Raw genomic sequence first — 14290 nt, forward strand, 5'->3', positions numbered from 1 at the left:
GCCGGGCGCCTCACGGGAGCAGCAACGGTCCGGATGCCGGACGCCTCCGGGCCTCGTCATGACGACGAACGCATGACGCGGGCCATCTCGTCCCGGATCGCACGTGCCGACCCCGCACGGCGCCCGGAGGCGCGCCGGAACGGCCTCTCGGCATGAATGTGTCGCATCGGACCGGCACTGACCAGCCGTCGGCCCGGTTTCGCGTCAGATTTCCCTAGGGATCGAGCATCGTCCCGAAAGGCGGCCTCCGACTTTCGGGAAAAGACGATGCCAGAACAAGAGTCCAGCGCCTCGTCCTGGGGCCGGTTTCCAGGACGAGGCGCACCCGGCATCCGCCCGGCCCCTCGTCACAGCGACATTCCGCTCGACGGGGCGGCCTGCACCGCCTCGTCGGCAGCCGGCGGTTCGAGGACGGGCGCTTCCTCGGGCGTTCCGCCGCGCTCCAGGCGGCCCACGGTGCGGAAGGCGAGGGCGAGGCCCGTCACGCCGAAGGCGACCGAGCCGAGACCGATGCCGGCGATCACGCCCTCCGGCCCGTACCACGCCGCCCCCGCCAGCGCGGGCGGGACCGTGCCGAGCGTCGCCCGGCCCCAATTCAGCACGGTCGAGACGAAGGGAAATCCGAGGTTGTTGAACGAGGCGTTCGACAGGAACAGCAGCCCGTTGAAGAACCAGACCGGCCCGCTGACGAGACAGAAGAAGCCGAACAGCTCGGCCGCCACGCCTTCGAGCCCGAAGGCCCGGGCCAGCGGCCCGCGGGCGAGCGCGAGGAGAAGCCAGACGGCGAGCACGTAGAGCGCCGTCACCAGCGCCCCGCCGCGCAGGACGCTGCGCATCCGGTCGAAGCGCCCCGCGCCCCAGTTCTGGCCGAGGATCGGGCCGATCGAGCCCGACATCGCGAACAGCCCGCAGAAGGCGACCGGGGCGAGGCGGTCGATCACCACGTTGCCGGCGATCGCCGCGGGACCGAAGCCCGAGAGGGCGTGCGCCACGAAGGCGCTCGCGACGGAGGGGGCGAGGTTGGTCAGCACCGCCGGCAGCGCGATGCGCGCGACGACGGGAAGGTCGCCGAGGACGGCGGCGAGACCCGGCGCCTGGAGCAGGCGGTAGCGCCGTACCCCGGCCCAGCCGATGGCGACGAAGGCGACCCGGGCGACGCAGACCGCGAGCGCCGCGCCGTCCACGCCGAGGCCGACCCCGAAGATCAGCAGCGGATCGACGAAGACCGTGACGACGGCGCCGCCGAGCGTCACGTACATCGCCTCCCGCGCGGCGCCGACGGCGCGCAGGAGGCCGGTGAACAGCATGCCCGGCCCGAGCAGCAGGTTCGAGGGCAGGCTGATCCAGAGATAGCGCTTGGCCACCGCCAGGGTGTGCCCCTCGGCGCCGATGGACGCGAGCAGCGGATCGGCCACCGTGAGGAGAAATGCGGCGAGCAGGGCCGACGCGATCAGGCCGTGGACGGTGACCGAGGTCGCGATCCGCCGCGCGCCGGACGGATCGCCCGCGCCGGTCGCCCGCGAGACGAGGGCGCCGGCCGCGATCATCAGGCCGATGCTGATGGCGATGGCGAAGAACTGGACGATCGAGGCGAAGCCGACCGCGGCGGTGAGCGCCGGATCGCCGAGCTTCGAGACGTAGAACAGGGACAGGAGATCGACGGCGAAGATGGCCATCAGCCCGACCGAGCCGGTGGCGCTCATCACCACGACGTGGCGCAGGATCGAGCCGGAGACGAAGCGCGCCGCGCCGCTCTCCCGACCCGGCCCGGTGGCGGTGCCGGCCTCAGGCATCCGGCTCGGCGTCCTCGGGTTCGAGCACGCGGGCGGCGGATTCGTGGGGCTGCGACTCGATCAGGCCGCGGGTCTCGGCGCTGAGCGCCCGCGAGGAACTCTTCGGTGCGGTGAGCGGCTCGGGCCGCACCTCCGGCGCGCCGCGCAGCCAGCCGGTTCCGTCGGGCATCGCGCCGGCCTGCTGCAGCACGAGCCGGGCGACGTCGCGCTTGCGCACGTCCTCGACGCGGCGCGCGGCGGCTTCCGCGGACAGTCCCAGGCTTTCCAGGGTGGCGCGGCCGAAGCCGAGGGCGGATTCGACGGTTTCGCGGAGCTGGAAGTCCACGTCCCGGTTCATCAGCTCGATGGCGTGGGTGCGGTCGTAGGCGCGCACGTAGGTGCGCACGTTCGGGAATTCCTCGTGGACGATGTCGACGATCTTCAGGGCCGCCTGCGAATCGTCGATGCAGACGCAGATCAGCTCCGCCTTGGCCAGGCCGGAGGCGCGCAGCACGTCGAGCCGGGTGCCGTCGCCGTAATAGATGCGGAAGCCGAAGCTCGTGGCGGCGCGGATCTGCCCGACATCCTTGTCGATGACGGTGATGTTGATGCCCTCCGCCAGCAGCACCTGCGCCAGGATCTGCCCGAAACGGCCGAAACCGACGACGAGCACGCGGGTCTCGCCGGAATCCGGCGCCTCGCCGACATCGGAGGGCGGCTCGGCCTCCTTCGGGCGGCGGGCGATCACGGCGTCGAGCCCCTTCGCCGCCACGGGGCCGACCAGCATGGTCAGCGCCGCGAGCGCGACGCAGAAGCGGGTCACCTCCGAGCCGAGGATGTGCAGGTCGCCCGCCGCCGGCAGGATCACGAAGGCGAACTCGCCCGCCGGGGCCAGCACCGCCGCGCCGCGCAGGGCGTCGAGCCAGGGCGAGCCGAACAGGCGGAACAGCCCGGCGACGAGGGCGATCTTCACCGCGATCGCCGCCGCCGTCGCGGCGACGAGGGCCAGCCAGTGGTTGGCGAGCAGGCCGCCGTCGATCGACATGCCGACGCTCATGAAGAACAGGCCGAGCAGCATGCCGCGGAACGGCTCGATGTCGGCCTCGAGCTGGTGGCGGAAGTTCGACTCGGCGAGCATCACGCCCGCGAGGAACGCGCCCATCGCCATGGAGAGGCCGGCCTTCTCCATCATCAGCGCCGTGCCGAGCACCACGAGGAGGGCGGCGGCCGTCATCACCTCGCGCCCGCCCGCCGCCGCGAGCAGGCGGAAGAACGGGTTCAGGCCGTAGCGCCCGACGACGACCACCCCCGCGACCGCCACCGCGGCGCGGCCGGTGGAGCGGAGCCCCTCGTCGAGCCAGCCGTCCTTCGGCGTGGCGCCGGCCGAGGCGAGCAGCGGCAGCAGCGCCAGGATCGCCACCACCGAGATGTCCTGGAACAGCAGCACCGCGAAGGCGCGGCTGCCGTAGGCGCTGCCGAGGTCGCCGCGCTCTTCGAGCAGTTGCAGCGCCACCGCCGTGGCCGACAGCGCGATGGCGATGCCGACCACCCCCGCCGCGGCCGGCGTCAGGCCGTAGGCGAGCGCCGCGCCCGCGATCACCAGCGCGCACAGGATCAACTGGGCCGTGCCGAGGCCGAAGATGTCCCGCCGCATCGAGACGAGCCGGGAGATTTCGAGTTCCAGCCCGACGATGAACAGCAGCAGCACCACGCCGATCTCGGCGACGCTCGCCGCCGTCTCCGGCTCGGCGATCAGCGAGAAGCCGGCCGGGCCGATCACCACGCCCGCCACGAGATAGCCGAGCACCGCGCTCTGCCCGAGCAACCGCACGAGCGGCACGCCGATCACCGCCGCCGACAGGAAGGTCAGCACCGGCGGCAGGAAGCTGGCGTGGTCCGTGGCACTCGCCATGAAAGCCCGTTTCCTCGCTGGTTCCGAAGGGGGGGAACGGCTTCCCCTTAGCCCGCCGGTCCCGTCATCGCGAGGGCGATTCACGTGTCGTTCGTCACATGACCACCCCCCGGCCGAGCCGAGGCGCCTCCCGGGCATGGGGATCGCGAGGCCGCGGGGACGGCCCGCGCGGCTGCCGGATCGGGGATGGGGGTCACGCCGCGCGCAGGATGTGCTATGTAGAAGGACATGGACAGGCCCCGACCTGTCGCGGCTTTCGGGCTGGCCGCCGTTGACAGACCCGGCCATCCCTCTCCACATCCCCCGGATCATGAGCGCCGACACCATCAACCTCACCGCCGACCCGAACCGGGTCCCGCAGCCGGCCGTGACGGGCGAGAAGCCGCCACTGGAAATCCTGCTGTGCGCCCCCCGCGGCTTCTGCGCGGGCGTGGTGCGCGCCATCGACGTGGTGGAGCGCGCCCTCGCGATCTACGGGGCGCCGGTCTACGTCCGCCACGAGATCGTCCACAACAAGTACGTGGTCGAGACGCTGAAGCGCAAAGGCGCGGTGTTCGTGCGCGAGCTGGACGAGGTGCCCGACAGCAACGCCCCGGTCATCTTCTCCGCCCACGGCGTCGCCAAGACCGTGCCGCGGAATGCCGACGCGCGCGGCCTGACCACCATCGACGCCACCTGTCCGCTGGTGACCAAGGTCCACCGCGAGGCCGAGATCCATCACAAGCGCGGGCGCCATGTCCTGCTCGTCGGCCATTCCGGCCATCCGGAGGTCGTCGGCACCATGGGCCAATTGCCCAAGGGCTCGATCACGCTCGTCGAGGACATCGACCAGATCGAGGCCCTCACCCCGCCGCCCGACCAGGAACTCGCCTGGGTGACGCAGACCACGCTGTCGATCGACGACACCAAGCACATCGTCGAGGCGCTGAAGGCGAAGTTCACCGGCATCCACGGGCCTCACAAGGACGACATCTGCTACGCCACCACCAACCGCCAGGAGGCGGTCAAGGAGGTCGCGCCGCGGGTCGACGCGCTGATCGTGGTGGGCTCCTCGAACTCCTCGAACTCCCAGCGCCTGCGCGAGGTCGCGGAGCGGGCCGGCTGCCCGATCACCCGCCTCGTGCTGCGCGCCGAGGAGATCGACTGGGACGCCTTCAAGGACATCCGCCGCCTCGGCCTCACCGCCGGCGCCTCGGCGCCGGAGGTGCTGGTGGAGGAGATCATCGACGCCTTCGCCGCGCATTTCGACGTGACGGTGGATCAGGTCTCGGTGACGGTCGAGGACATGTCCTTCCCGCTGCCGCGCGAGTTGCGCAGCGAGGCCGCCGAGTAGGGCGGGCATTCCGGCCGAGACCGGCTGAACGACCATCAGAGGGGCGCCCACGGCGCCCCTTTCCTTTGCGCGAACCGGCAGCACGACACGTGGCGGTCTACACCGATGTTTCCGACGAGGCGCTGCGCGCCTTCCTCGAAGAGTACGAGATCGGCGATCTGCTCTCCTGCAAGGGCATCGCGGAGGGCGTCGAGAACTCGAACTTCTTCCTGCACACGGGCAGCGGCAACTACATCCTCACCCTCTACGAGAAGCGGGTGAGCGAGGCGGACCTGCCGTTCTTCCTCAACCTGATGGGCCATCTCGCCCGCGCCGGGCTCGCCTGTCCGCAGCCGGTGCGCAACCGGGCCGGCACGGCACTCGGGCGCCTCTGCGGCCGGCCGGCGGCCATCGTCACCTTCCTCGAAGGCGTTTCGTTGAGCCGCCCGAACGCCGGGCATTGCCGCGCGCTCGGGGCCGCGCTGGCCGGGCTGCACGCCGCGGGCCGCGACTTCCCGATGGTGCGCGCGAACAACCTGTCGGTGGCCGCGTGGCGCCCGCTCTTCGCGCAGGCCGAGGCGCAGGCCGACACGGTGGCGCCGGGCCTCGCGGCGCGGACCCGCGCCGACCTCGACCGGCTCGAAGCGTCCTGGCCGCAGGGCCTGCCGGGGGGCGTGATCCACGCCGACCTGTTCACCGACAACGTGTTCTTCGTCGGCGATGCGGTGTCGGGCCTGATCGACTTCTATTTCGCCTGCACCGACGCCTTCGCCTACGATCTGGCGATCAGCCTCAACGCGTGGTGCTTCGACGCCGACGGCACCTTCCACCGCGACAAGGCGGGGGCGATGATCGCCGGCTACGACGCGGTGCGCAAACTGGAGTCGGCCGAGGTCGCGGCGCTTCCGGTCCTGGCGCGGGGCGCGGCCATGCGCTTCATGCTGACCCGCCTCGTGGACTGGCTCAACGTGCCGCCGGGGGCGCTCGTCCAGCCGAAGGATCCGCTCGAATACGACCGCCGGCTCGGCTTCCACCGCACGGCCGGGGACGCGCGGGATTACGGTTGGGCGGGATCCGCACGATAAGGCCCTCCCCCGCGGAGGGGAGAGGGCTCAGGCCTGCCGGTCAGAGCGCCTTGAGCAGCGCTTCGGCGCCCGACACCTCCGCCTTGGAGGGCGTGTCCTCGACGTTGAGCAGACGCACCACGCCGTCCTCGACCAGCATGGCATAGCGCTGGGAGCGCGGGCCGAGGCCGAAGCCGGAGCCGTCCATGTCGAGGCCGACCGCCTTGGCGAACTCGGCGTTGCCGTCGGCCAGGAACTCGATGCCCTCGGCGCCGCTCTGCTGCTGCCACGCGTTCAGCACGAAGATGTCGTTGACGGAGGTGACGGCGATGGCATCGACGCCGCGGGCCAGGATCTCGTCGCGCTTGGCGACGTAGCCCGGCAGGTGGTTGCGGTGACAGGCCGGCGTGAAGGCGCCCGGAACCCCGATCAGCACGACGCGCCGCCCCTTGAACACGTCGTCGGTCGTCTTGGCTTGCGGACCGTCCGGACCGCTCACCCGAAAGGTGACCTGGGGCAGGTGGTCGCCGACCTGAATCGTCATCCTTGGTCTCCTCGCAGTTGCGCCGAACCGTTAGACCCGCCGCAGGCCAGTGTCGAGGCACGGCCGGCCCGCAGGTGCGTTTGCCTTATGGATCAACCGTCGCCGCCGGATTAGCATAGCCTCATGCAGAGACCCGACCCCTCGCTCAACGACCCGGCCTATCTCGACGGCCAGTTCCTCGTGGCCATGCCGGGGATCGGCGACGAGCGTTTCGCGCGCTCGGTGATCTATCTCTGCGCCCACTCGGCGGACGGGGCGATGGGCATCATCGTCAACAAGCCGGTGGCCGATCTCAGCATGCCGGATCTGCTGATCCAGCTCGACATCGCCAGCGAGGCGGACGCGATCCGCCTGCGCGAGCGGGTGGGGCACATGCCGGTGCTGATGGGCGGTCCCGTCGATGCCAAGCGCGGCTTCGTGCTCCATACGGCCGACTTCCACATCGACCAGTCGACGCTGCAGATCGACGAAGGCGTCTGCCTGACCGCGACGGTGGAGATCCTGCGCGCCATCGCCGATGGCCGGGGGCCGTCGAACGCGGTGCTGGCGCTCGGCTACGCCGGATGGCAGGCGGGACAGCTCGAGAACGAGATCCTGGCCAACGGCTGGCTCAACTGTCCGGCCGACCCGGAGCTGATCTTCGATCCCGGCCTCGGCGCCAAGTACGATCAGGTGCTCAGGGCCATCGGCATCGATCCCGCGATGCTCTCGGCGGAGGCGGGGCGAGCCTGAGTCCCTTCCGGCGTCGTCGCGGCCCTGGATGGCTGCGGCTCGCGATGACGGTGCGGTATCCTCTTCGTCATTGCGAGGCTTCAGCCGAAGCCATCCAGCAACGCGACGATCGCCGGCTTCGCACGCCGTCCCCGGTATCCGCCGCTCCGAGAGCAGGCCGCGGAGCGATCACACCCGCCCGTGCACGAGGTCGTGGATGAAGCCGAGCTTCGCCACCACCGCCGGGGCCAGGACGAAGGGATAGAGGTCGCGCTCGCCCATGGCCCGGCTGACGCTGTTCATCGCGAACACGAAGGGCAGCCACGCATCGATGATCCGCTCGATCCCCTCGGCCCGATAGGGATCGAAATCGACCCGCGTGGCGAGGTCGCCCTCGACGTCGGCCTTGGGCTTCACCTGCATCCCGAAGGCGCTCGCCATTTCGAGGGTGTCGACGATGTGAAGGTAATGCGCCCAGGTCTCGGCGAAATCCTCCCATGGATGGGTGGTGGCGTAGGCCGAGACGAAGTTCTCCTGCCAGTTCGCGGGCGCGCCCTGGTCGTAATGGCGCTGGAGCGCCTGGCCGTAATCCTGGGAATCGTCGCCGAACACCGCACGGCAGGGCGCCAGCTTGCCCGCGTCGCGCACCAGCAGGTCCCAGTAATGATGGCCGACCTCGTGGCGGAAATGGCCGAGCAGCGTGCGATAGGGCTCGCCCATGGCGGCGCGTCGCTTCTCGCGCTCGGCCGGATCGGCCTCGATCAGCGCGATGGTGACGACGCCGTTGTCGTGGCCGGTCATCACCTTCGGCCCGTTGGCGTCCGGCGGGTCGGCGAGGAAGTTGAAGATCAGGCCGTGCTGGGGATCCTCGGCGCGGGTCTTCAGCGGCAGGTTCCAGCGCAGCAGGGTGTAGAACAGCCGGTGCTTGGCGTGCTCCATCTCGCGCCAGCGCCCCAGGTTCACCGGGTCGCTCACGTCGGGCACGATGCCGTTGTGGCGGCAGGCGAGGCAGAAGGCGTCGGTCGTGCCGGGCGGAACCAGCCAGTTGCAGGTGTCGTGCGCGGCGTTGGTGCACAGGAAGCTGGGGCGGTCCGGCGCCGCCAGCGGCGTCCAGGCATGGTTGTCGCCTGCCGGCTCCAGGGCCGAGATCCGGCCGAGCTGCGGCAGGTAGGCGAGCCGGTGGCCGCAGCGCCCGCAGGAGCGGTTCTCGAAATACAGGACGTTGTCGCAGGACTGGCAGCGGAAGAGTTTCATCGGTTCACGGATCGGTTGAGGTCTGGCCTGCCCGGCGGTGGGCGGGATCGCGGCCAATCAAGCCGCGATCCGCCGTACCGTTCCGTGATTCCCGATGTTTTTCTCGGGCCTGCCGCGGCAGGGCCTCACGCCGCCGCGAGCGCCTCGGTGATGGCTGCGAGGGCGGCCTCCGCCCCGTCTCCGTTCGGGCCGCCGGCCTGGGCCATGTCGCGGCGGCCGCCGCCGCCCTTGCCGCCGAGATGGCCGGCGCCGGCACGCACGAGGCCGACCGCGTCGTAGCGCGCGGTCAGGTCGTCGGTGACGCCGACCACCAGCCCGGCCTTGCCGTCGGCGGCGACGCCGACGATGGCGACGATCCCTGAGCCGAGGCGGCTCTTGCCCTCGTCGGCCAGCCCCTTGAGGTCGCGCATCTCGACGCCCTCGACCACCCGGGCCATCAGCCGCACGCCGTTGACTTCGCGGGCCTCGCCGCCGCCCGAGGCGCCGCCCATGGCGATCTTCTTGCGCGCGTCGGTCAGTTCCCTTTCGAGCCGGCGGCGGTCCTCGATCAGGGCCGAGAGGCGCTCCGGCGCGTCGCCGACCGGCGCCTTGAGCAGGCCGGCGAGCCGGCTTAGCGCGCGGCTCTCGGCGGCGCGATGGCGGCGGGCGGCGGTCCCGGTCATCGCCTCGATGCGGCGCACGCCGGCCCCCACCGCGCTCTCGCCGAGCACGGTGATCTGGCCGATCTCGCCGAGTTGCGAGACGTGCGTGCCGCCGCACAGCTCGACCGAGAAGTTCGGCAAGCGGCCTTCTGTCTCGCGACCCTCGACCTCGCGGCCCGCGTCGTCCACGGGCCGGCCCATGGAGACGACGCGCACCTCGTCGCCGTACTTCTCGCCGAACAGGGCACGGGCTCCCGACTCGATCGCCTCGTCCACCGCCATCAGCTTGGTCACGACCGGCGCGTTCTGGAGCAGCACCGCGTTGGCGATCTCCTCCACGCGGGCGAGTTCCGCCTCGTCGATGGGCTTGGGGTGGCTGATGTCGAAGCGCAGGCGCTCGGGCGCGACGAGCGAGCCCTTCTGCGCCACGTGGTCGCCGAGCACCTGCCGCAGCGCCTCGTGCAGCAGGTGGGTCGCCGAGTGGTTGGCGCGGATCGCGGCGCGGCGGGCGCGATCGACCTTCAACTCCACCGCGGCGCCGACGGCGAGGCTGCCTTCCTCGACCGTGACGTGGTGCACGAACAGGTCGCCGAGCTTCTTTTCCGTGCCGGTCACCCGCGCCTTGAGGCCGGAAGCGCCGACGGTGCCGGTATCGCCGACCTGACCGCCGGATTCGCCGTAGAACGGCGTCTGGTTGACGATGACGAGGCCGCTCTCGCCGCCCAGCAGCGCTTCGACCTCGTGACCCTCGCGCAGGACCGCGCCGACGACCGCCTCGGCCGACTCGGTCTCGTATCCCAGGAACTCGGTGGCGCCGGTGCGCTCCTTGATGCCGAACCAGACCGTTTCGGTGGCGGCCTCGCCCGAGCCCTGCCACGCGGCGCGCGCCGCCTGCTTCTGGCGCCGCATCGCCGCGTCGAACGCGTCGGTGTCGACGCCGATGCCGCGAGCCTTCAGCGCGTCCTGGGTGAGATCCAGCGGGAAGCCGTAGGTGTCGTAGAGGGTGAAGGCCGTCTCGCCGGAGAGGTTCCGTCCGGCATCCAGATCGCGGCTCTCCGCATCGAGGATCGCGAGCCCGCGTTCCAGCGTCTTGCGGAAGCGGCCTTCCTCCAGCCGCAGGGTCTCGGAGATCAGCGCCTCGCTGCGGACGAGTTCGGGAAAGGCCTGGCCCATCTCGCGCACCAGCGTCGGCACGAGGCGGTACATCGCCGGCTCGCGGGCGCCGAGCAGTTCGAGGTGGCGCATGGCGCGGCGCATGATCCGGCGCAGCACGTAGCCGCGGCCCTCGTTCGAGGGCAGCACGCCGTCGGCGATCAGGAACGAGGTCGAGCGCAGGTGGTCGGCCACGACGCGGTAGGAGGCCCGCGTCGCCGGCTCGGGCGCGCGCGACACGGCGTGGGCCACCGCATCGATCAGCGCCCGGAACAGGTCGGTGTCGTAGTTCGAATGGACGCCCTGGAGGATCGCGGCCATCCGCTCCAGGCCCATGCCGGTATCGATCGAGGGCCGGGGCAGGGGGGTGCGCACGCCCGGCTCGACCTGATCGTATTGCATGAACACGAGGTTCCAGAATTCGAGGAAGCGGTCGCCGTCCTCGTCCGGGGAGCCGGGCGGGCCGCCGGCGAGCGCCGGGCCCTGGTCGATGAAGATCTCCGAGCACGGTCCGCAGGGGCCGGTATCGCCCATCTGCCAGAAGTTGTCCGAGGTGCCGATCCGGATGATCTTTTCGTCGCCGAAGCCGGCGATCTTCCGCCACAGGCCCGCGGCCTCGTCGTCGTCGGCATAGACCGTGACCAGCAGCCGCTCCGGCGTCAGCCCGAACTCTTTCGTGATCAACGTCCAGGCAAGTTCGATCGCATCGGCCTTGAAGTAGTCGCCGAACGAGAAGTTGCCGAGCATCTCGAAGAAGGTGTGATGCCGCGCGGTGTAGCCGACGTTGTCGAGGTCGTTGTGCTTGCCGCCGGCGCGGACGCATTTCTGCGAGGACGTCGCCTTGACGTAGGGGCGCTTCTCGACGCCGGTGAAGACGTTCTTGAACTGCACCATGCCGGCGTTCGTGAACATCAGCGTCGGGTCGTTCTTCGGCACCAGCGACGACGAGGGCACGACGGCGTGCCCGGCATCCCGGAAGGTGTCCAGGAAGGTCGATCGGATCTCGTTGACGCCGCTCATCGGATAGGCTCGGAAATCAAGTCGCGTCGGGGGACCGGCTGACGGGCAGCACGGCGGGAAGTCTTGGGCCCTCATACGGGCCGAAGCTGTGCGAGTCACGTCGGCTCGTCGTACGGGGGGCCGACCGACTCCGGTCTCGACCGGCTGGCCTTCAACGCGGCAAGATAATCGCGCAGCAGCGCCACGCGCCGCGGCCGGAAGCTCCGGCCCGTCGCCCGCACCTCCCTGACGCGATCCAGCCGGAACATCCGGAACGCCTCCCGCAGGCAGCACCACGCCAACAGCGTCATCTTGCTGTCGAGGTAGACGATGGAGAGCGGCAGGATCGTGCGCTCGGTCAGCGTGCCGTCCTTGTCGGCGTAGCCGATGGCCAGCGCTTCCTCGCGCCAGCACCCGGTTCGGATCGTGGCCATGTCGGGGATGGCGGGGAAGCGCCTGCCGAAGCGGCGCACCTGCGAGACGGCGTGGAGCAGGTGCCGCTCGCCCCGGTCCGGCAAGGTCGCGGCGACCTTGGCGAGCACCGAAGCGGCCGCCCGTTCGAGGGCCGGGTCGCCGATGTGGCGAACCTCGGCCAGACCCAGCACCAGCGCCTCGATCTCGATCCGGTCGAAGGTCTGCGGCGGCAGGGCGACATCCTCGACCAGCCGGTAGCCGTAGCCCCGCTCGCCCTCGATCCGGGCGCCGGCCGCGCGCAGGCTGTCGATGTCGCGATAGAGGGAGCGCAGCGACACGCCGGTCTCCTCGGCCAAGCGGGCGGCGGTGACGGGTTGGGGCAGGATGCGCATCGCGTGCAGCAGCCGGAAGAGTCGATCGGTCCGCGCCATCGCCCAACTGACGGAAACTGACAGGTGGGCTTGGCTACAACGTCCCCCGTCAACCCGCCAGCCGGAGGCCGACGATGATCACCCTGTTCCACGCTCCGAAAAGCCGCTCGACCCGCATCGTCGCCCTCCTCAAGGAACTCGACGCCCTGGATACGGTGCGGATCGAAACCGTCACGATCCCGCGCATGGACGGGTGGGGGGGCCGCGACGCGCGCAATCCCCATCCGGAGGGCAAGGTGCCGCTCCTCGAGCACGACGGTATCCTGGTCCGGGAGTCGAGCGCGATCGTCCAGTATCTCGCCGAGCTGTTTCCGAAGGCCGGCCTCGGCGTCCCGGCCGGTGACCCGCGGCGCGGCGCCTATCTCGGCTGGCTCGCATGGTATGCCGGCGTCGTGGAGCCCGTTCTGACGCTCGAAGCCATCGGCCTCGATCATCCCGCCATCGCCCGGACCTTCCGTACGGGCGCCGAGGTCAGGGCCCGGCTCGCCGATGGGTTGAAGGACAAGCCCTTCCTGCTCGGCGACCGCTTCACCGCCGCGGATCTCCTGCTGCACTCGCCCTACGCGTGGTTCGGCAAGCCCGGAGTGCCGGACATCGATGCCTGGATCGACCGCTGCACGGATCGGCCGGGCACACGCTTCGCGGCCGAGTTCGACGCGGGCCACGCACCGGGCTGATCGCCTCTGACGAATCCAAGAAAAAGCCCGCCGCGCTCACGCGCGGCGGGCTTTCCCGACTTCGGATGTCCAGGCGGTGCTCACGCCTCGCCCGCGTCGAGGTCGTCGGCGGTCGGCTTGGCGTTCTCGAGGATGCGGTCGGCGACCAGTCCCGAGTTCTGGCGGATCGAGGCCTCGATCTTGGCGGCGATGTCGGGATTGTCGCGCAGGAACCCCTTGGCGTTCTCGCGGCCCTGGCCGAGGCGCTGGCTGTCGTAGGAGAACCACGCGCCCGACTTCTCGACGATGCCGGCCTTCACGCCGAGATCGACCAGCTCGCCGACCTTCGACACGCCCTCGCCGAACATGATGTCGAACTCGACCTGCTTGAAGGGCGGCGCGACCTTGTTCTTGACGACCTTGACGCGGACGTTGTTGCCGATGGCCTCGTCGCGATCCTTGATCGTCGAGACGCGGCGGATGTCGAGGCGCACCGAGGCGTAGAACTTCAGCGCGTTGCCGCCGGTCGTCGTCTCGGGGCTGCCGTACATCACGCCGATCTTCATGCGGATCTGGTTGATGAAGATCACCATGCAGTTCGAGCGCGAGATCGACCCGGTGAGCTTGCGCAGGGCCTGGCTCATCAGCCGGGCCTGAAGGCCCGGCTGGCTCTCGCCCATCTCGCCCTCGATCTCGGCGCGGGGCGTCAGGGCGGCGACCGAATCGACCACGAGCACGTCGATGGCGCCGGAGCGTACCAGCGTGTCGGTGATCTCCAGGGCCTGCTCGCCGGTATCGGGCTGCGAGATCAGCAGGTCGTCGAGATTGACGCCGAGCTTCCTCGCATAGACCGGATCGAGGGCATGCTCCGCGTCGACGAAGGCGCAGACGCCGCCCTTCTTCTGGGCTTCGGCGATGGTGTGCAGCGCCAGCGTCGTCTTGCCCGAGGATTCGGGCCCGTAGATCTCGATCACGCGGCCGCGCGGCAGGCCGCCGACGCCGAGCGCGATGTCGAGGCCGAGGGAGCCGGTCGAGACCGTCTCGACCTCCTGCACCTTGTCGGCCTTTCCGAGCCGCATGATCGAGCCCTTGCCGAAGGCCCGCTCGATCTGCGTCAGCGCAGCCTCGATCGCCTTCGACTTGTCCTTGTCCGCTGCTGCCATCGTCGGGGAATCCACCATCTTCAGCGCAGGCTGGGCCATCGCTCGGCATCCTTATGCATGGGAGGGGCGCGGCGCTCAATCCGCCGGGGCTGACGCATTTCGTACTTGCTTTGTTCTTGATGCGCAAGGCCTCGACCCGCCGTTTCGAGGCGATCCCGATCGATCCGCCGTCGATGGAGCCGCTTCCGGTCGGACTGCCGAGACGGTGAAGGGACACAAACAACCACACCTTTTTGTAGAATTGTCATGCGATAAGCAACTTAGA

11 protein-coding genes are annotated in these 14290 nt (G+C 70.3%); 4 read left to right on the forward strand and 7 right to left on the reverse strand.

Annotation, left to right across the window (positions count from 1 at the left end; genetic code table 11):
- Positions 1-347 precede the first annotated feature (347 nt).
- Both PGN25_17295 and PGN25_17300 read right to left on the reverse strand, forming a co-directional pair.
- On the reverse strand, positions 348-1793 hold the full coding sequence (locus tag PGN25_17295; protein MEH3119291.1) for an MATE family efflux transporter: 1446 nt from the start codon (positions 1791-1793) through the stop codon (positions 348-350).
- A complete protein-coding gene (locus tag PGN25_17300) occupies positions 1786-3684 on the reverse strand; it encodes a monovalent cation:proton antiporter-2 (CPA2) family protein (GenBank protein ID MEH3119292.1) in 1899 nt (632 codons plus the stop codon). The genes PGN25_17295 and PGN25_17300 overlap by 8 nt, the downstream gene beginning before the upstream one ends.
- 310 nt (positions 3685-3994) lie before the next feature.
- On the opposite strand from PGN25_17300, the gene ispH reads away from it, so the two are divergent.
- Together ispH and thrB are read left to right on the forward strand one after the other, a co-directional pair.
- Positions 3995-5017 carry a 4-hydroxy-3-methylbut-2-enyl diphosphate reductase gene (ispH, locus tag PGN25_17305; protein MEH3119293.1) on the forward strand — a complete coding sequence of 341 codons (1023 nt, stop codon included), beginning with the start codon at positions 3995-3997 and terminating at the stop codon, positions 5015-5017.
- Positions 5018-5106: 89 nt separating this feature from the next.
- Positions 5107-6081 carry a homoserine kinase gene (gene thrB / locus PGN25_17310; GenBank protein MEH3119294.1) on the forward strand — a complete coding sequence of 325 codons (975 nt, stop codon included), beginning with the start codon at positions 5107-5109 and terminating at the stop codon, positions 6079-6081.
- Between the two features lie 40 nt (positions 6082-6121).
- Here thrB and PGN25_17315 read toward each other — a convergent pair whose 3' ends face one another.
- Complete coding sequence (locus PGN25_17315) at positions 6122-6604, reverse strand: peroxiredoxin (protein ID MEH3119295.1); 483 nt, start codon at positions 6602-6604, stop codon at positions 6122-6124.
- Between the two features lie 123 nt (positions 6605-6727).
- Between PGN25_17315 and PGN25_17320 the strand changes: the two genes are divergently transcribed.
- The gene (locus PGN25_17320; protein MEH3119296.1) at positions 6728-7336 is read left to right on the forward strand and encodes a YqgE/AlgH family protein; all 609 of its coding nucleotides are present in this window, start codon (positions 6728-6730) and stop codon (positions 7334-7336) included.
- 168 nt (positions 7337-7504) lie between these two features.
- On the opposite strand, the gene PGN25_17325 is transcribed toward PGN25_17320, so the two are convergent.
- From PGN25_17325 to PGN25_17335, 3 genes are all read right to left on the reverse strand, one after another.
- Complete coding sequence (locus PGN25_17325) at positions 7505-8569, reverse strand: putative zinc-binding peptidase (GenBank protein MEH3119297.1); 1065 nt, start codon at positions 8567-8569, stop codon at positions 7505-7507.
- Between the two features lie 125 nt (positions 8570-8694).
- On the reverse strand, positions 8695-11382 hold the full coding sequence (gene alaS / locus PGN25_17330) for an alanine--tRNA ligase (protein MEH3119298.1): 2688 nt from the start codon (positions 11380-11382) through the stop codon (positions 8695-8697).
- 95 nt (positions 11383-11477) lie between these two features.
- Entirely contained in the window at positions 11478-12206 is a 729-nt protein-coding gene (locus tag PGN25_17335) for a YafY family protein (protein MEH3119299.1), read from the reverse strand.
- Between the two features lie 74 nt (positions 12207-12280).
- Between PGN25_17335 and PGN25_17340 the strand changes: the two genes are divergently transcribed.
- Entirely contained in the window at positions 12281-12883 is a 603-nt protein-coding gene (locus PGN25_17340) for a glutathione S-transferase N-terminal domain-containing protein (protein MEH3119300.1), read from the forward strand.
- A gap of 80 nt (positions 12884-12963) precedes the next feature.
- Here PGN25_17340 and recA read toward each other — a convergent pair whose 3' ends face one another.
- The gene (gene recA / locus PGN25_17345; GenBank protein MEH3119301.1) at positions 12964-14064 is read right to left on the reverse strand and encodes a recombinase RecA; all 1101 of its coding nucleotides are present in this window, start codon (positions 14062-14064) and stop codon (positions 12964-12966) included.
- Positions 14065-14290: the final 226 nt, after the last annotated feature.

The sequence above is a fragment of the Methylorubrum populi genome (assembly GCA_036946625.1).
Taxonomy (GTDB): Bacteria; Pseudomonadota; Alphaproteobacteria; order Rhizobiales; family Beijerinckiaceae; genus Methylobacterium; species Methylobacterium populi_C.